The following is an 18,444-nucleotide window of genomic DNA, read 5'->3' as shown; positions in this document are numbered from 1 at the left end:
TCGTGATCAGCGGCAATACCGGTACGATCGGTGGTTTGACCAACACGACGTTCGATCCGAACAACTACACCAGCGGCCAAGCGGCAACGGAAGACCAGCTGAAACAGGTCAACGATGTTGCAAGCGCGGGTTGGAACGTGACCGATGCGGGTGGCAACAGCGCCAACATCGGCCCGAACGGTGAAGTGCGATTCGAGGGTGACAGCAACATCAGCGTTGCTCAAACCGGTGTGGATCAAAACGGTGTGGTGGCGGTCAGCCTGAACGAGAACATCGACCTGGGCAATACCGGCAGCGTCACCACGGGTAATACCGTGATGAACAATGACGGTCTGGCGGTCAATGACGGTGCAGGCAACGTGACGACGACCACGGCTACCGGCACGACCGTCGCTGACAGTGCCGGAAACACGACAGCTACGACGGCAGCGGGCACGACGGTGAGCAATGCCGCCGGTGCTACGACCACGGTGGGTGCCGGCACGGTTTCGGTGGTGGACGCGGCTGGCAACAGCACGGCCATCGGCGGCAATCAGATCTCGATCGGTGGCAGCAACCCGATTGTGATCAGCGGCAATACCGGCACGATTGGTGGTTTGACTAACACGACATTCGATCCGAACAACTACACCAGCGGCCAGGCGGCAACGGAAGACCAGCTCAAGCAGGTCAACGATGTTGCAAGCGCAGGCTGGAACGCGACCGATGCGGCAGGCAACAGCGCCAACATCGGCCCGAACGGTGTAGTGCGATTCGAAGGCGACAGCAACATCAGTGTTGCTCAAACCGGTGTGGATCAGAACGGCGTGGTGGCGGTCAGCCTGAACGAGAACATCGACCTGGGCAACACCGGCAGCGTCACCACGGGCAACACTGTGATGAACAATGACGGTCTGACGGTCAATGATGGTGCAGGCAATACGACCACGGTCGGTGGCAACCAGATTTCGGTCGGCGGCAGCAACCCGATCGTGATCAGCGGCAATGCCGGCACGATCGGTGGTTTGACCAACACGACGTTTGATCCGAACAACTACACCAGCGGCCAGGCTGCAACGGAAGACCAACTGAAGCAGGTCAACGACGTTGCGAGCGCCGGTTGGAACGTGACCGATGCCGGTGGCAACAGCGCCAACATCGGCCCGAACGGTGTAGTGCGATTCGAAGGCGACAGCAACATCAGTGTTGCTCAAACCGGTGTGGATCAGAACGGTGTGGTGGCCGTCAGCCTGAATCAGAATATCGACCTGGGCAACACCGGCAGCGTCACCACGGGTAATACCGTGATGAACAATGACGGTCTGGCGGTCAATGACGGTGCAGGCAACGTGACGACGACCACGGCTACGGGCACAACGGTGGCTGACGGTGCCGGGAATACGGCAACCATCACCGCTGCTGGCACGACGGTAAGCAATGCCGCTGGTGCTACGACGACGGTGGGTGCCGGCACGGTGTCGGTGGTGGACGCGGCTGGCAACAGCACGGCTATCGGCGGCAATCAAATCTCCGTAGGCGGCGCTAATCCGATTGTGATCAGCGGCAATACCGGCACGATCCGTGGTTTGACCAACACGACGTTCGATCCGAACAACTACACCAGCGGCCAAGCGGCAACGGAAGATCAGCTGAAACAGGTCAACGACGTCGCAAGCGCAGGCTGGAACGTGAGCGCCAATGGTGATGCGGGCGCCAACGTAGCACCTGGCGGTTCGGTGGACTTGTCTAATACCGATGGCAATATCGACATCACTCGCACGGGCACTGATCTGGCGTTCAATCTGGCGGACGATCTCCACTTGACCGCAGACGGCAGCTTGACGATCGGAGACGGCACAGATGGCAGCGTGCTGAACAATGGTGGTCTGACGGTGACGGATGGTGCCAACATATCGACAGTAGGCGCGGGCGCAATCTCGATAACCGATGCTGCCGGCACGACTGCGATCGGTGGCGACCAAATCGCAATCGGGGGCCTCAGCCCAATCGTCATCAGCGGCAATACGGGCACCATTACCGGCCTGACTAACCAGACCGTCAACTATGCGGGCTTTGGTGATGGCTCTGGACGTGCTGCGACTGAAGAGCAACTCAAGCCTGTCACCGACTTCATCGGCCTCAATGATGACGGTTCGTTCAGCTACGGTGGCGACAAGTACGCCTCGTTGCAGGATGCGCTCAATAGCATGCATTGGAACGTTGAGGTGCCGGGAACGGACAACTCGGGCGGAAACTCGGGTGGTACGGATTCGGGCAACGGGAACGGCGGCTCGGGTGGCTCTAATGGTGGTACCGGTGGAGGTTCGCCTACACCGATCCATAACGGCAACACTGTGGGCTTCGTCGCTGGCGACAATATCGTCATCTCGAAGACCGAGCGGCCCAACGGCGAAGGCGCCGATGTCAAGGTCTCCATGGCTCAGGACATCAACGTCAACTCTGTGACGGCCAAGACGGTGAACGCTCAGGAAGTCAAGATCGAAAACGGCCCGGTTATCAATCAAGGCGGTATCGATATGGGCGGCAAGAAGATCATAAATGTGGGAGCAGGCACATCGCCTACGGACGCTGTCAACCTTGGCCAGTTGGAATCTGCCACCAGTAGTTTGCAGAGCCAGGTCAATCAAGTTCGAGGCGATATGAACAGGCTCAATAACAAGCTCAGCGCGGGTGTAGCCTCTGCGATGGCCACGGCGGGCTTGCCGCAGGCCTACTTGCCAGGCAAGAGCATGATGGCAATTGCAGGCGGCACCTACAACGGTGAATCAGGTTTTGCGATCGGCGTTTCAACCGTGTCGGATAACGGAAGCTGGGTTGTGAAACTCTCTGGTAACTCCAATTCGCGCGGCGATTACGGCGGCGCAGTGGGTGTGGGTTATCAGTGGTAATCCCACGATATTGAGCTTGCACTCTTCGGCCTCGCGGGGCCGAAGAGGGGGCCGCCGGTATCGCTCTGTCATGCCGGCGGCGATCAAACTGCTTGTCGAATTCAAAGGAAAGATTGATGAAAACCGTTATTACCCGCTGCCTGCAGCGGTCGGCGCCACTGACGGCAGCTCTGTTGCTGGCAGGGTGCGGCACCCTGAGTAATGTAAGCAGTGACGGCAAGACAGATAGTCCAGTGTTCCCCGATCCACAGAAAGTTTCCCTCTCTACCGGGACTTTCCCGAATGTGGATAGTCTGGCGCTGGTCCAAGATGGAGTCACTCGAGACCAGGTATATGAGTTGCTTGGCCGCCCGCATTTCTCGGAAGGGTTCCAGGTGCGCGAATGGGATTATCTATTCCATTTCCGTACCCCCCAGGGCATCCGTACTTGCCAGTTCAAGATATTGTTCGACTCGGATAAAGTCGCTCGCAGCTTCCATTGGGCGCCCGAGGATTGCCGGCCTGGCAAATCAGCAGCCCCCCAGAAATACACCTTGAACGGCGATGTCTCGTTCGCGTTTGGCAGTGCAGTGATCACTGCTGCCGGCAATAGCCGTATTGCCGAGATCGCGGGTGAGCTGCGTAAGCAGCAGACCGTTGATCAATTGGAAATCGCCGGCCACACGGACCGCATCGGCAGCGACGCCAGTAATCTCGATTTGTCGCAGCGGCGAGCGGATGCCGTTCGTCAAGCACTGATTGCCAATGGCATTCCCAGCGGCAGCATGCGTGCCGTGGGCTACGGCGAAAGCCAGCCGATTGTGCAATGCGACCAACAGAACCGCAGTGAGTTGGTAGCCTGCCTGGCCCCCAATCGTCGCGTCGACATCAACGCAAGCGGCGTGCGCTGAACTGGCTGCGCGGACCGAGAAGAAGACATGAGCATAACGAGGTCCGCGAGTTATCCCACATCCTGATAATGGGCACAAAGCCAACATGGCCTCCTAGCGGCCGGGCTTTGTGATCTTTTTTGTATTGGAGTTCCAATGAGTATTAGCACATCGATGACGGCAATGGTTAAGCGCGAAGCGTTGCGTGGTCTGGCACTCGCCAGTTTGCTCGGATTGGCCGCATGTCAGCAGATGCCGAGCAAGGGAACCAGCAGCGCCCGCACAGGCAGTGCTCAGCCTGCTGCCCAGCAGGCCAGCACGGCTCAGCAACCAGCACAGCAGTCGGCACAGCAATCGGCCCAGCAACCGAGGCAGCAGGCTGCCAATAACACTACGCCGAACATTACTTTCCACTTGGCCCAGGTCCGTCCCGGCAATGGCTTGGCTCAGGTGCAACTGAATCAGAACACGCGCCTCTACGCCGTGCCGCAACCGGTGTTGACTCAAGCGGATCTGCGCCAGATTGTGCCGATGCAAAATAAGAATGGACAGGTGTTTCTGCGCTTTGACTTCAATCAGCAGGGCGCGGCAAAGCTGGCCAAGGTGACTCGCGAGGCGCAGGGCAACTATCTGATCATCAGCGCGCAAGGCAAGCTGATTTCCGTACCCAAGATCTCGGCTACTTATGATGGCGGCAGCTTTCCTCTGCCGGTCGCTAGCGTCGACGAGGCTCAAGCTATCTCGCGCCTGATTCGTCAGCCGGCGGGTCGATAAGAAGAAAAGAAGTGACCGAAGCAATGACCGTCAGTCCAGTTTTTCTTGTGTATGACAGCGACGCGTCATTACAGAGAATGATGATAGAGGCAGCACCATGGCGCATTTCCATTAGAGATGACTGGGCCATGAACAATGTTTCGACTCTCGACAGTTCCGAAGAGACGAACCGCATTGTTAACGCTGTGCGCTGTCGGTCAGAGCACAGGTCACTTCAGCTCAATGAGCTAAGGTCCGAGTATCCCACCGCGGGCATAGTCGTTCTGACTGAGGAGACGGTGTTTGGCCCCGAGCGAGCATCCCTCCTTTTTGCTGGGGCTGACGCCTGCTTCGATTCGAGTGTCTTGGCGTTGGAGGTGGTTGCTTCGCTCCAGGCACTTTGGCGTCGTGGATATGCATTTACTCGAGCATCTCAGGATGAACCCATGCTTGAGGTTGACAACCAAATTTCGGTGTGCGACTCCGACGACAAACGGTGGGGACTGAAGGACGACGGCTGGTTGCTGTTGACACCCTCGGGTCGAGAAATCGGATTGACGCCGACTGAAAGACATCTCTTGCAAGTGTTGATGGCAAATTGTCCCCATCCCGTTGAACGCAAAGAACTGGTTATCAAGCCGCGGCCCGGGGAGACAGGACGTTACGTAGACGTTCAAATTAGCCGGATAAAGCAGAAGCTGGAAGCAACGGGAGAAAGATTGCCGATTCGGTCGATCAGGGGATATGGATACGTATTCGTGGGGAGTTCTACCTGATCGACGCGTTCCTGTTCCCGGTCAACGAGCGGAGCTCCATGGTTCGTTCACTCTGCTTGTCTGGAAAGAGCGGGTAACCCGATCGCGGTTTTCGGAAATGGCTTGAAAGTCAGGGCAATCAGGAAAGCACCTGTTCCCAGCGCGAAAGACCCGACATACAGCCAGACATAACTGCCCGTGAGGTCATGAAGCAAGCCTCCCGCTACTGGCCCGGTTGCCATCCCTAGACTGCCCGCCATGGTTGTGCCGCCGATCACCGTACCCATCATATGCAACGGAAAATTCTCGCGGACGATGACGGCGTAGAGCGGCATGATCCCGCCATAGATGAAGCCGAACACTGCGGCTGCTGCGTAGAAGGTCCCAAGATTGCTGGCAAAAGCATAGATCAGCGCACCAAAAGCCTGTGCTAGCAGTCCCCAGACCAGGACGCGCTTGGCCCCGAGTCTGTCGCCCAATAGACCGAAAGCGACGCGGCCACCGAGCCCCGTGAGGCCTTCCAGGCTGTAGATGGTTGCCGCCGTAATCACCGGAATACCGCATGTCACGGCGTAGCTGACCGTGTGAAAAATCGGGCCGGAATGGGTGGCACAGCAGAAAAAGTTGGTCAGGGCCAGGATGATGAACTGCCGCGACTTGAGTGCTTCTGCCAGCGACAGGGACGGCTGATCAGCCGTTTCCGGGGATTGCGCCGCGGGCTCGGCCAGTGCCGGCGGGCGGCGGATCAGGAACGAGAGCGGGATCATTGACACAGCGACGATACTGGCGATGATCAGCATGGCGGTGCGCCAGTCATGGCCGTCCACCAGCCAGGCAGCCAATGGCGACATGGTCATGGGCGCGACGCCCATCCCTGCGGAAACCAGCGACACGGCGAGACTGCGATGGGTATCGAACCAGCCGGTGACGCTCGCCATGATCGGCACCATGATGGCCGCGCCGGAGGCGCCGACCAACAGGCCAAAAGCCAGTTGAAAGACCAGCAGCGATGGGGCTTTACTGGCCAGCGCCAGGCCAGCGGCCAGCAGCACCGAACCGGTCAGTACTACCAGCCTGGGGCCCAGCCGGTCTGACAAGGTGCCCCAGAGGGGGCTGGCAACGGCCAAGGCGAGAAAACCGATGGTCATGGCGGTGGAGATCCCCGTCGTCGACCAGCCGGTATCTTGGGCAATCGAAAATAGAAACACCGGCAGGCAAAACATGGCGCCGATGGCGATACAGCCCAGCACGCCGCCAGTCGCGACGATCACCCACCTATAGACTTGGTTCTGCAGCATGGCAATTCCTCAGTAAACGATGTCAAGAGCACGACGAATGAATCCGCCGGAAATCGACATCGTTCCGAAAATTTTGCAGCCTGGCCCCAAGCCGGAGCGCGATGCGGAGGGATCCCGGTTTTGAATCCCCAGCACCTCGCCCAGTACTGCCGCCGTGGTAATTGATTTTTATGCCGTTTGCAGCGCCCGCCTTGCCTGTTTGTCGGCATACATCAGCCTGTCCGCTTTTTTGAGCAAGTCTTCCACCGAGCTGACCGACGGATCGGCGCTGGCGATACCAAAGCTCGCGCCGGCATAGTCGAAACTGCACTCGTCGAAAGTGTAAGTGCCGATCAACAGCGGAGCCAGACGGCTGCGTAGCGCATTGGCTGTTGCATCGGGATCATCGACCTCGGCCGGAGCGGCCAGACCGATCACGACGAATTCGTCTCCACCAAACCGGCCCAGCATGTCGCTCGCGCGCAGGGCGGCAGACATGCGCCGGCCGACTTCGATCAGGAATTTGTCGCCGACCTCGTGGCCGTAGGTGTCATTGATTGTCTTGAAACCGTCCAGATCGATAAACGCCACCATTACCCACGATTGCGTTTGCTTCGCTACGGCAAACAAACGGTCCAACTGAGCTACTACCGCGCGCCGATTCGGCAGACCGGTCAAGACGTCATAGTTGGCCGCATACCGTTCGTCCTGGCGGCGTATCAACATCTGGCCCACCACATGGCTGGACAGTAGGAGCAGAGCCAGTCCGACCACCGCCACCAGCCCCGCCGTCCATGCGTGCCGTTTTCCCATGGGCGCCAAGTCATCCAGCGACGCCAGTGTGAGCAACTGGTACTGCGTATTGGGCAGCGGCTGGCTGCGCAGCAGATAGGGCCTGCCGTCGATGAACCATCCGCCGGTATGGCTCTGGAGGTCCATTGCCTGTACGTTCAGGGGGTCTCCCGACTCCTCGCCGTCGGGCGATGGTACTGTCGATCCCGGTGGCAGCAGAGCCGCTACGTTGCGTAGCATGAACGGCTCTGACGAGCTGGTGATGACACGCCCTTGGCGGTTTATGATCAGTGAAATATGCCGGCCTGTCAGATACAGCGCCATGTCTGACGCGTCGAATTTCACCGTCACAGAGCCTAGCGGCCTGTCGTTTGCGTCGTCAATCCGGCTGGACACGAAATAGGATGGCATTTTGAGCAGACGGGCGATACCGAATGAGCTGCCGTTACCTGTGCGCAAGGCGTCCATGAGGTAAATGCGGCCCGTGTAAATCATTCCCACGATACTGTCGGGCGAGGCCCAGTTGCTGGCCGTCACGGTGTCGTCCGACATATTGTTCATATAGATGCGGCCATAGCGCAGATCGCCGGCAAGCGCATTCATATAGTCACCAACCTTGCGTACCAACGGGTCACGTGTAAACTCCGCGGCACGTTGCTTATGCGTCAGCTCGGCAAAGCCGGGCGGATCCGTGCGATACCGGGTGGCGAGCTCCACGACCTGGCTTTGGCGTGCCACCATATTGGTCACGCTAACCATTTCCGTAAATAGCCGCTGTATGACGCGTGCCGTGGTTGTGGTTTCGTATTCGGCGCTGGCCCCCAGGCTGCTCAGCCACGTGTTCGTCGCCCGTTGCGACATCCACCAGCCCGCGCCGGCCACAAGCCCCAGCCAGGCCACACTCAGGCCCAGCGTCACTCGGCGCACGATCGGCCGTATCTGCCGTCCCCGAAGGCGCTGCGCAGGCGTGTCATTGTTCATGCCGCTACTACCGGCAAGATCGTGATTCAAGACGGCTTCGTTCATTATTTGTGATCTTCGGATGTAAACATCATGGGGTTGGCAGCGTCATTTCGTTAATGTAGCAATTCTAAAAAACTTGAAATGTTAGGAAATTATAAGGCTGGCCTGGTGCGTATTGGGCAACACAGTGAGCACCTTCGCATGCCTACCGGCCATTTCCCTTGCTACCTACCATGACGACGTGCGGCGTTTTGCCGCGTGGGCCCAGGCGATTGGGCCGCCACCTCTAGGAGAGTTCATCATGTTCAGCGTAGACAACACCGTGCAGTCAGCTAAGCAGCAGTTCGACGAACAAGTCCCTTCACGTTATGCATTGCGTATTGGCGAGATAGAAGCGCTGGTGATCAGCGATGGAGTGCTCTTGTTGCCCGCTGAAACCATGTCTACAAATGTCGACCCAGTTGACAGGGCGGTCTGGCTGGACGACATGTTCTTGCCGCCGGATGCATTCGATTGGCCGCTGAACGTGATGATGGTGCGCCGCGGCGATCGGAACATTCTGATTGATAGCGGCCTGGGCGCAGAATACCCGGACTTCCCGCGCGCCGGGTTGCTGCCGCAGCGACTCGCGGCCGCTGGTATCGATCTCGGCGATCTGACCGACATCATCATCACTCATATGCACATGGACCATGTGGGCGGCTTGCTGGTCGAGGGGATCAAAGAGCAACTGCGTTCTGATCTGCGGATCCACGTAGCGGCATCAGAAGTCGAATTCTGGAAATCGCCGGACTTCTCTCAGGCTTGCATGCCGGAGCCCATACCGAGCGTGCTGTGCTCGGCCGCAACGCGATTCTTGAACGAGTATGGCAGCTATCTGCAGACATTCGACGAGGAATGTGAAGTCGCGCCGGGCGTCACCGTCCATCGCACCGGCGGCCACACCGCCGGCCACAGCGTGGTATGTCTGGAGTCCAGAGGCGATCGGCTGACGTTCGCAGGCGACGCCATATTCCCTGTCGGATTCGATCATCCCGATTGGCATAACGGCTTTGAGCATTACCCCGACGAGTCCGCCCGCGTCCGGGTCGACCTGCTGAAGAAAATCGCCGCCACCGGAGAACTATTGGTGGCGACGCACCTGCCGTTTCCCTCCGTTGGTCACGTGGCCATCGAGGGCGACGGTTTTCGTTGGGTGCCGGTCATTTGGGATTTCTGATTTCTGAGGATCGATTCGCTACGCGCTGCGCCGCGTTTCGCCGTGCGGCGCTGGCGCGCCGGGATAGAGCTTGCCCGCATGCAGCAATTCCAGCACCAGATCCCGTTTACGCTGCAAGTGTTCGAGCAATATCGCGCGCATTCCAGCCGAGTCGCGCTCGGATAATGCCTGCATCATTTGCTCGTGCTCTTGGATGGCATGCTTCCATTTGGCAGCATCCTGGTTGGTGCGATAGCGCAGCGACTGCACGCGCGCGTTGATCGAGTGATAGGTGCTGGCCAGCACAGGGTTGTGCGCGGCTGCATTGATGGCGTTGTGGATCTTTGCGTTGAACTCGTAATAGCCGGGCAGGTCGTTCCGCTCATAACAAGCCAGCATTTCGTAGTGCAGGGCGCGCAGTTCGGCGAGTTCTTCTTTGGAAATGCGTCGCGCGGCCAGTTCGCCGGAGGTGGCTTCGAGCACACCCAGCATTTCGAAGGTGTGCAGGACATCGGCCTCGGTCAGCCGTACAGCCACGGCCCCCCGATTAGGAATCAGGTCCACCAATCCCTCGGCAGCCAGCAGTTTGATCGCTTCGCGTAATGGCGTGCGCGATACGCGCAATTGCTCGCAGAGCTCGCGTTCATTCAGCTTGGCACCGGGTGCAATGCGACCCTCTATCAGCAGCGTGCGCAATCGCGTGACGACTTGATCGTGTAGCGCCTGTCGAGAAATTTCGAGAACTTCAGCCATAAGGTGGGCCGGACTGCTGTCCAGCTGGATTGCTTGAATAGCCGAATTATAAATACAAAAATCCGCGTCACTTTAAGGGTTCATAGGGTAAACCATGAGGTAAAAATGTATTTTGAATGCAAAAATAGGCCCCGGAGGATAGTCTCTAAAACGTTCTCGCTATTTACCACTTTCATCATTCGGAGGGGCGCCCATGATCCCGCTCGATTTCCATCCTACAGGCCGTCATTTTTTGCAGATACCCGGTCCCAGCCCCGTGCCGGATCGTATCCTGCGCGCGATGAGCCTGCCGACGATTGACCATCGTGGGCCGGAATTCGGCGCGTTGGGCCTGAAGGTGCTCAAGGGCATCAAGGATGTCTTCCAAACCAAGCATCCCGTCATCATCTATCCCGCCTCGGGCACGGGGGCCTGGGAGGCGGCCTTGTCCAATACGCTCAGTCCCGGCGATCACGTCTTGATGTATGAGACCGGCCATTTCGCGACGTTGTGGAACCGCGTGGCGACGCGCTTGGGTCTGTCTGTCGAGTTTTTGACCTGGCCGGGCGATGACGCCGAACTGCCGAACGCGGCCGGATGGCGGCATGGCGTGCAGGCCGCTCTGATCGAGGAACGCTTGCGCCAGGACACGCAGCATCGGATCAAAGCCGTCTGCGTCGTGCACAACGAGACCTCCACCGGCGTGACCTCAGATATCCCCGCCGTGCGCCGCGCCATCGATGCGGCCCAACATCCTGCGCTGTTGATGGTGGACTCGATCTCGGGGCTGGGCTGCGCAGATTTTCGTCATGATGAATGGGGCGTGGATGTCACCGTCAGCGGTTCGCAAAAGGGTCTGATGCTGCCGCCGGGCATCAGCTTTAACGCCATCTCTCCGCGCGCCTTGCAGGCCTCGCAACAAGCGAAGCTGCCGCGCTCGTTCTTTGCGTGGGACGAGATCATCGACATGAACGCTACCGGCTATTGGCCTTATACGCCCAATACGAACCTGCTGTATGGTTTGTCCGAGGCCCTGGATATGTTGCAGGACGAAGGATTGGACAATGTGTTTGCGCGTCACCAGCGCTGGGGCGAGGGCGTACGCGCCGCTGTCAATGCGTGGGGTTTGCCGATCCAGTGTGCAGACCCGGAGGTGTATTCCCCGGTGTTGACTGGCGTTATCACGCCCCAAGGCATCAACGCCGACGATGTGCGCCGATTGATTCATGAACGCTTTGATCTGTCGCTGGGAACGGGCTTGGGTAAAGCCAAAGGCCGTATGTTCCGCATGGGGCATCTCGGCGACAGCAACGACCTGACATTGCTGGCCATGGTGGCCGGTGTGGAAATGGGGCTGAAGCTCTCCGGCGTCAAATTACAGCAAAGCGGCATTCATGCCGCGATGGATTATTTCGCGGCGCACCCGGTCAGGCGGGTACTGAACCGGGCAGCCTGATCTCGGGGTACCGCGGGCAGACGTCGGTCGATGCTTTAGGCGGCCAGTTCTGTGACCAAAGTGGATACCAACTCTGCCGCCGGCATCTCGCGCGCGAGCGGCGCGCCTTGGCCCGCCCACTGAGCGGCGAATTCGTTGTTGCCTTGCTTCGTTGCAGCGGCACTCAATTGCTTTGCCGCGTCGTACGCATAGGGATATCCGGCAGGCTGGGGGCTGCCGGCTGCTTCGCCGAATTCGATGAATCGATTAACCATGCCGCGCGCTGGCCTGCCCGACAACACAGGCGTCAACCTCGTGGTGGCGGCACGGTCGCTTTTCAGGTTCTCGCGATAGCTGGCGTTTGCCGCGGACTCTGGGCATAGTATGAATGCCGTGCCGAGTTGTGCAGCGGCAGCGCCCAGGTTCAATACCGCTTTGATGCCTTGGCCGTCCATGATGCCGCCGGCGGCAATGACTGGCAATCGGGTCCGTTGCACTAGCAAGCGGACGAGCACGGATGTGCTGAGCCGTTCGTCGATCGCTTCGGGGTCGAACATGCCGCGATGACCGCCTGCCTCGATGCCTTGGGCCACGATCGCGTCAATGCCGGCTTGTTCGATCAGTGTGGCTTCGTGCAGATTGGTCGCGCTGGCGATGGTATAGATCCCGGCTTCGCGCAGCGCGTAGATATGTTTGGCCGTGGGCAGGCCAAAATGAAAACTCACGACCGCGGGGCGCTGTTGCAGCAGCATCTCAAACACCGCGTCGTCTTGCAGGAAGCTCTTGTAAATTTCCTTGAGCGCCGTGGGTGGCGCAATACCGGTCTCTGCAAACAGCGGGCTCAGATGGCGCAGCCATGCATTGTCGCGCGCGGCGTCATAGGCCGATGGCGCGTGGCAGAACACGTTGACGTTAAAGGGGCCGTCCGTCAATCGGCGGGTGTCTTCGATCGCTAGTTGCGCCTGGTCGGCGGTATTGGCGCCAATACCGAGCGACCCCAAGCCGCCCGCGTTCGACACGGCCGCGGCCAATTGCGGGGTGGACGTGCCTGCCATCGGGGCTTGAATGATGGGATGCTTGATGCCGAGCCGGCTCAGAAATGATGCGGACGTGTTCATGCAGAAATCCTCGATGGTTTAGGCAGAATGGCGGTCTAGCGGTCTGTTTAAGGACGCCGGCCCTGAAGTTCTATAATTTCAGTATTGGGAATATAATACATAAATTGTTCTCTAATTGGGAATTAAATGGATTCGGAATCGCTCAAGATTTTTTGTTCGGTGGCCAGTGAGCTGAGCATCACCCAGGCTGCCGTTCGCCTGGGCCGTGCGCCATCGAACGTCACCACGCGCATCCAGCAACTAGAGGCCGACGTGGGCACGAATCTGTTCGTGCGCACGGGAAAACGCATGGCGTTGTCGGCGGCGGGCGAGCGCTTTCTGGATTATGCGAAACGGCTGCTGGCGCTCGAGGATGAGGCGCGTCATGTCGTGACTGGCGGGCGAGAGGGCGGTGCGTTGCGCATAGGCAGTATGGAAAGCACCGCCGCGAGCCGTTTGCCTGCGTTGTTGGCACGCTATCACGCGTCCTATCCCACCACGCGCCTGACGTTGAGTACGGGGCCATCGCGCACATTATTGGAACAGGTGAGAACAGGCCGATTGGACTGCGCATTTCTGGCGTTGCCGCCGTCGTTGCAAGACGCGGCCGCATTACAGGAGGCAGGCCTGAGAGCCCAGCAGGTATGGCGCGAGGATCTCGTGTTACTGCTGCCCGCGAGCGAATCCCGCGCGCGCAAGCCCAGCGATGTGCAAGTCCGGGCCTTGGCGGCTTTTCCGCAAGGATGCACTTATCGCGGCATGGCCGAAGAACTGCTGGGAATGAACGGCGCGGCCGATTGGACGGTGCTGGAAATGGCCTCGTATCACGCCATGATTGCCTGCGTGGCGGCCGGGGCGTGTGTGACGTTGTTGCCGCAAAGTGTGCTGGCGCTCACCAGCGCGCCTGACACCTTAAAGACGCTATCCGCGGGGAAGGCCGATACGGTGTTGGTGTGGCACGAGGGGTTTGAAGCTCCCGCGTTTCAGCACCTGCTGCAATTGCTGGATTAAGCGCCGGCGATCTTTTGATATGAGGGTTTATACCTAATTGTAAGATAAGCTGATAGCAACGTATGCTGTCCTCTTAAGACGGCGGCGAGCACTGATCGACGATCAACGTTCGCACGCTGCGATAACAACGAGAGACAAGCATGTTCCTGTCAGAGTCGAGTGACCATCGATCCCGGTCATTGCCACCGGATCGCGAGGTGGACGGCCAGTCGCACGCGCAGCGCCCAAGCTACTACCCAGGCCTGGCCGGGAAAGTCGTCGTATGCACGGGCGCTGCGGCGGGCATAGGGCTGGCCATGGCGCGCGCTTTCGCGCGGCACGAGGCGCATCTGGTGTTGTTGGATGTGAATCCGGACACCTTGTCCGCCGCACAGGCTTCGCTCAGGCAGCAATATCGGAACATCGATGTCGATGCGATCTGTGTGTCCGTCATGGATAGCGAGGCGGTCGAACGCGCATTCCAGGCTATAGACGCTCGCTATGGTCGAGTCGATGTGCTGTTGAATAACGCTGGCATTTCAATGAACCGGCCCACGCTGACGCTAGCGCCGGACGATTGGCGGCGAGCGGTCGATATCAATCTGAATGGGTTGTTCTATTGCTGCCAACAGGCGGCTCAGCGTATGACTCGCGACGGTAGCGGGGTGATCCTGAATACGGCATCGATGTACGGCATCGTGGCCGCGCCCGAACGTGCGGCGTATTGCGCATCCAAGGCCGCCGTCGTGGCGCTGAGTAAATCACTGGCGTTGGAGTGGGCGCCCCACGGGGTGCGCGTCAATGCGATTTGTCCAGGCTATATCCGCACCGACTTGGTCAACGATCTGGTGGCGCGCGGTGCGCTCGATGCGGATGTGCTGGCCGCTCATACGCCGATGCGGCGATTGGGTACCCCTGAGGAAATTGCCGAGGCAGCCTTGTTTCTGGCGTCGGATGGCGCCGCCTTTGTGACAGGCCATGCCTATGTTGCCGATGGCGGGTGGACTGCCAACGGTTATCTTTGACTCAACACGACGATCACGCTTATGCCCGAACTTTGCCGCTTGACCCCGCAGTCTCCCTGGTGGGAACTGACAACGACTGATCAGGATTGGGACGAGGCTGACCCGCAATTGCTGGGCACCTTGCTGGCGCATTGTGCGCTGATAAGAGGGTTCGAGGAAACCGTACTGGATCTGGCGGCACAGGGCCTCGTGCATGGCCCGGCCCACTCAAGTATCGGCCAAGAAGGCGGCGCCGCAGGATCCATCGTAGGCCTGAAAGCGAGTGATGGCGTCAACGGCTCGCATCGTGGACATCATCAATTTTTGTCTAAAGCGTTGGCGTACCTACACCCGCGCGGAATCGATCCGAAAGCGAAAATCGATGCGGCCGTGCAAGGTCTGCTGCAGAAGGCGTTGGCCGAGATTCTGGGCCTGTCACAGGGATACTGCCGCGGGCGTGGCGGGTCTATGCATTTGCGTTGGGCCGAGGCCGGCGCGCTGGGCACGAATGCCATTGTGGGAGGCGGTGTGCCGATGGCTGCGGGCCAAGCCTGGGCGTATCGTCACGCGGGTACGGACGATGTCATGATCACCTACTTTGGTGACGGCGCGGTCAATATCGGTTCGGTGCTGGAGACGATGAACCTGGCAGCGGCGTGGAAACTGCCACTGTGCTTTTTTATCGAGAACAATCGCTATGCGGTCTCGACGGCGATCGAGGACAGCACGGCGGAGACGCGATTGTCGTCACGCGGATCGGCGTTCAATATCCCGAGTTGGAAGGTCGACGGCATGGACCCGCTGGCGGTGCACGTGGCCATGCAGCAGGCATTGGCCCATATGCGCTCGGGTCAGGGCCCGACGATCATCGAGGCCGACGTGTATCGATTCTTTCATCAAAACGGCCCCTATGCAGGCAGCGCTTTTGGCTATCGCACAAAGGAAGAAGAAGCCGCGTGGCGCCAGCGTGACCCGCTGCTGCTGCTGGCCCGCCGTATGACGGCGCGCGGACTGTTGACGGAATCGGATGTGCAAGCCTTGCATGATCGCGTAAAAGCGGCCATGGACGACGCGGTGCAAGCCTTGACAGTTATAGAGGGGCCGGCCGCAGGGGGCGATGAGGCGCCAAATGCCTCCGGTACCAGCAGCACTGCCGCGCGTCATGCCGGTAAGCGCCAGATACGCGCCGCGTTGTGGCCCAGTCCGGATTTTCGAGATGTGGGTATTCTGGGCGATCTCTCTGAAATGCAGGGCGCGCGCTACGCTGCCGAGCCGGACATGGCAGAGGGGGCGAGCGGCTCTCCGGGCAGCGCTGATGGTTCGAATCATGTCGCGGTGTCTGATCGCAAATTTATCGATGTCGTGGCCGATGTGATGGCACGTCGTATGCAGCAGGACGCGTCGGTGATTGTGATGGGCGAAGACGTTCATCGCCTGAAAGGAGGCACCAATGGTGCCACCCGTGGCTTGAGCCAGTTGTATCCAGATCGATGCCTGGGAACGCCTATCAGTGAAAACGCCTTTGTCGGATTGGCCGGCGGGATGGCGCTGGACGGCCGCTATAAGCCGGTGGTCGAGTTCATGTACCCCGATTTCATGTGGGTAGCTGCCGATCAGGTTTTCAACCAGATCGGCAAGGTACGTCATATGTTTGGCGGCGATAGCGATGTGCCGCTCGTGTTGCGGACCAAGGTCGCAATGGGAACGGGATATGGCTCGCAGCATTCGATGGACCCTGCGGGCATCTTTGCTACCAGCCCGGGGTGGCGCATTGTTGCGCCTTCCACGCCGTTTGATTACGTCGGGTTGATGAATACGGCCCTGCGCTGCAAGGATCCGGTATTGGTCATCGAGCATGTCGATCTATACAACGCCACGGCCCTGGGGCCGATCGACGATTACGACTATTGTTTGCCTGTAGGCCGAGCCTGCGTGCGTCGACGCGGGACCGAACTGACAGTCATCACGTATTTGTCTATGGTCCACCATGCCGCAGAGGCGCTGGACCAGACCGGCATATCGGCTGATCTGATCGATCTGCGCTGGTTGGATCGTGCCAGTCTGGATTGGGACACGGTGGGGGAGAGTATTCGAAAGACGAACAATGTGCTCATCGTCGAGCAAGGCGCGCGCGGGACCTCCTATGGCGGGTGGCTGTCCGATGAGATCCAACGCCGCTTTTTTGACTGGCTGGATCAGCCTGTACAGCGTGTGACCGGAGGCGAGGCTGCGCCCAGTATTTCCAAAGTGCTGGAGCGCGCCGCCGCCGCGCGAACAGAAGAGGTCATCGAAGGGTTGCGTTGTGTCATGCAGCAAAAAGGAGCCGCATAATGGCCAGTGTTGTCCGTATGCCTGAAATCGCAGCGAATGCCGAGTCCGCGACGCTCTTGTCGTGGGAGGTCGACAGCGGTGCCTCCGTACGCGCAGGAGACACCCTGGCGTTGATAGAGACGGACAAGGCGACAGTGGACCTCGTAGCCGAACATGATGGAACGCTGTCGCATATCCTCGCACCGGCGGGGCGAGATGTCGCCGTGGGGGCTGCCGTTGCCGTGTTGTTGGCAAATGGCGAGTCGGAGGCGCAAGCTCAGGCGCTGCTGGCTTCTTTTTCGGCCGAGAGTGCTTCGCTTGCCGCGGACGCCGCGTTGGCTGAAACCCCCTCACATGGTGCGGATGCATCCTGCCGCGCCGGTGGCCAGGACCTGCCTGGACCGGAGACTGCGTCCGCTGCAGATTCAACACAGCAGATGGCGTCCGTGCAGACAACAGAGAGCTCTCAACATCGGCAATTCGCCAGCCCATTGGCGCGCCGCTTGGCGGCCGAGCGCGGTATTGACCTGCGCAGTGTGCGAGGTTCGGGCCCCAATGGGCGTGTGGTGAAGCGTGATCTGCCACAGGCCGCATCGCAGCCCTCTACGCAGGCAGAGCACGACACGACCGTAGGGACTAGTGTACGAAGCGGACCAAGCGAGCAGCTTGCCGCGATTCTGAATGCCGTCGTTCGTGTGCCGCACTCCAAGATGCGCAAGACCATCGCGCGGCGCTTGTCGGAAAGTAAAGCCACGGTACCGCATTTTTATCTCGATGCAGAATGCCGCGCCGGAGCATTGCTGACGATGCGGGATCAAATCAATGGCTCGATCGAGGGAAAAATCTCGATCAATGATCTGATCATCAAGGCCGCGGCTTGTGCGTTGAGGGACCTGCCAGAGATGAATGTCACCTGGACAGAGGAGGACATGCTGCGTTATCGCGATGTCGATATCAGTGTCGCGGTGTCAACCGACAAAGGACTGTATACGCCGGTGCTGCGGCGGGTAGAAAAAATGTCTCTGACCGAAATCAGCCAGAGCGTGCGTACATTGGCGCAGCGGGCACGTGACGATGAGTTGTTGCCCCACGAGTATCAGGGCGGCGCGTTCAGTATCAGCAATCTAGGCATGTATGGGGTGTCGCGTTTCAGCGCCATCATCAACCCCCCTCAATCCGCCATTCTCGCAGTCGGCGCAGTGCAACGTGCGCCGGTGGTGGTGAATGATCAGCTCGGCATCGAGCCCGTGCTGAAGTGCACGCTATCTGTCGATCATCGCGCGATTGACGGTGCACTGGCGGCCCAATGGTTGAGCCGCTATACACGATACATCGAGCAACCCTGGGCCATGCTGGTCTGAATATCAATAAGCGATTGCAT

Annotated in this window: 14 protein-coding genes; 10 read left to right on the top strand and 4 right to left on the bottom strand. The window is 59.3% G+C overall.

Annotated features, from left to right (window positions below; translation table 11 throughout):
* The 4 genes from CAL20_RS17290 to CAL20_RS25895 all read left to right on the top strand — a co-directional run.
* A partial coding sequence (locus CAL20_RS17290; RefSeq protein WP_179266694.1) for a YadA family autotransporter adhesin occupies positions 1 to 2,888 on the top strand: 2,888 nt, incomplete at its 5' end.
* A gap of 116 nt (positions 2,889 to 3,004) precedes the next feature.
* On the top strand, positions 3,005 to 3,778 hold the full coding sequence (locus tag CAL20_RS17285) for an OmpA family protein (RefSeq protein ID WP_094820631.1): 774 nt from the start codon (positions 3,005 to 3,007) through the stop codon (positions 3,776 to 3,778).
* 135 nt (positions 3,779 to 3,913) lie between these two features.
* Positions 3,914 to 4,531: a SecDF P1 head subdomain-containing protein gene (locus CAL20_RS17280; RefSeq protein ID WP_094820632.1), complete on the top strand. Its 618-nt coding sequence runs from the start codon at positions 3,914 to 3,916 to the stop codon at positions 4,529 to 4,531.
* A 23-nt stretch (positions 4,532 to 4,554) separates the two neighbouring features.
* Positions 4,555 to 5,286: a winged helix-turn-helix domain-containing protein gene (locus tag CAL20_RS25895; protein WP_094820633.1), complete on the top strand. Its 732-nt coding sequence runs from the start codon at positions 4,555 to 4,557 to the stop codon at positions 5,284 to 5,286.
* A gap of 47 nt (positions 5,287 to 5,333) precedes the next feature.
* On the opposite strand, the gene CAL20_RS17270 is transcribed toward CAL20_RS25895, so the two are convergent.
* Positions 5,334 to 6,563: an MFS transporter gene (locus tag CAL20_RS17270; RefSeq protein WP_217903913.1), complete on the bottom strand. Its 1,230-nt coding sequence runs from the start codon at positions 6,561 to 6,563 to the stop codon at positions 5,334 to 5,336.
* A 168-nt stretch (positions 6,564 to 6,731) separates the two neighbouring features.
* Positions 6,732 to 8,315 carry a GGDEF domain-containing protein gene (locus CAL20_RS17265; RefSeq protein ID WP_094838491.1) on the bottom strand — a complete coding sequence of 528 codons (1,584 nt, stop codon included), beginning with the start codon at positions 8,313 to 8,315 and terminating at the stop codon, positions 6,732 to 6,734.
* Positions 8,316 to 8,598: 283 nt separating this feature from the next.
* Between CAL20_RS17265 and CAL20_RS17260 the strand changes: the two genes are divergently transcribed.
* Positions 8,599 to 9,516: an MBL fold metallo-hydrolase gene (locus CAL20_RS17260; RefSeq protein ID WP_094838485.1), complete on the top strand. Its 918-nt coding sequence runs from the start codon at positions 8,599 to 8,601 to the stop codon at positions 9,514 to 9,516.
* An 18-nt stretch (positions 9,517 to 9,534) separates the two neighbouring features.
* On the opposite strand, the gene CAL20_RS17255 is transcribed toward CAL20_RS17260, so the two are convergent.
* Entirely contained in the window at positions 9,535 to 10,248 is a 714-nt protein-coding gene (locus CAL20_RS17255) for a GntR family transcriptional regulator (protein ID WP_094838484.1), read from the bottom strand.
* 193 nt (positions 10,249 to 10,441) lie between these two features.
* Here CAL20_RS17255 and CAL20_RS17250 point away from each other — a divergent pair, with 193 nt between their 5' ends.
* Positions 10,442 to 11,683: a pyridoxal-phosphate-dependent aminotransferase family protein gene (locus CAL20_RS17250; RefSeq protein ID WP_094838483.1), complete on the top strand. Its 1,242-nt coding sequence runs from the start codon at positions 10,442 to 10,444 to the stop codon at positions 11,681 to 11,683.
* 35 nt (positions 11,684 to 11,718) lie between these two features.
* Here the strand turns inward: CAL20_RS17250 and CAL20_RS17245 are convergent, their stop codons facing one another.
* Complete coding sequence (locus CAL20_RS17245) at positions 11,719 to 12,780, bottom strand: NAD(P)H-dependent flavin oxidoreductase (protein ID WP_094838482.1); 1,062 nt, start codon at positions 12,778 to 12,780, stop codon at positions 11,719 to 11,721.
* 126 nt (positions 12,781 to 12,906) lie between these two features.
* Between CAL20_RS17245 and CAL20_RS17240 the strand changes: the two genes are divergently transcribed.
* The 4 genes from CAL20_RS17240 (at position 12,907) to CAL20_RS17225 (ending at position 18,424) form a co-directional block, all read left to right on the top strand.
* Positions 12,907 to 13,770 carry a LysR substrate-binding domain-containing protein gene (locus CAL20_RS17240; RefSeq protein WP_094838481.1) on the top strand — a complete coding sequence of 288 codons (864 nt, stop codon included), beginning with the start codon at positions 12,907 to 12,909 and terminating at the stop codon, positions 13,768 to 13,770.
* A gap of 140 nt (positions 13,771 to 13,910) precedes the next feature.
* Positions 13,911 to 14,774, top strand: a complete 864-nt coding sequence (locus CAL20_RS17235; protein ID WP_094838480.1) for an SDR family NAD(P)-dependent oxidoreductase — start codon at positions 13,911 to 13,913, stop codon at positions 14,772 to 14,774.
* Positions 14,775 to 14,795: 21 nt separating this feature from the next.
* Entirely contained in the window at positions 14,796 to 17,084 is a 2,289-nt protein-coding gene (locus CAL20_RS17230; protein WP_094838479.1) for an alpha-ketoacid dehydrogenase subunit alpha/beta, read from the top strand.
* Positions 17,084 to 18,424 (top strand): pyruvate dehydrogenase complex dihydrolipoamide acetyltransferase, encoded by a 1,341-nt coding sequence (locus CAL20_RS17225; RefSeq protein ID WP_094838478.1) that lies wholly within the window; start codon positions 17,084 to 17,086, stop codon positions 18,422 to 18,424. Before CAL20_RS17230 ends, CAL20_RS17225 begins: the two co-directional genes overlap by 1 nt.
* The last annotated feature ends 20 nt before the right edge of the window (positions 18,425 to 18,444 follow it).

The organism is Bordetella genomosp. 4 (assembly GCF_002261185.1).
GTDB lineage: Bacteria > Pseudomonadota > Gammaproteobacteria > Burkholderiales > Burkholderiaceae_B > Bordetella_A.
Note: the sequence above shows the minus strand (reverse complement) of the source record. Positions and strands in the feature narration are given on the sequence as shown.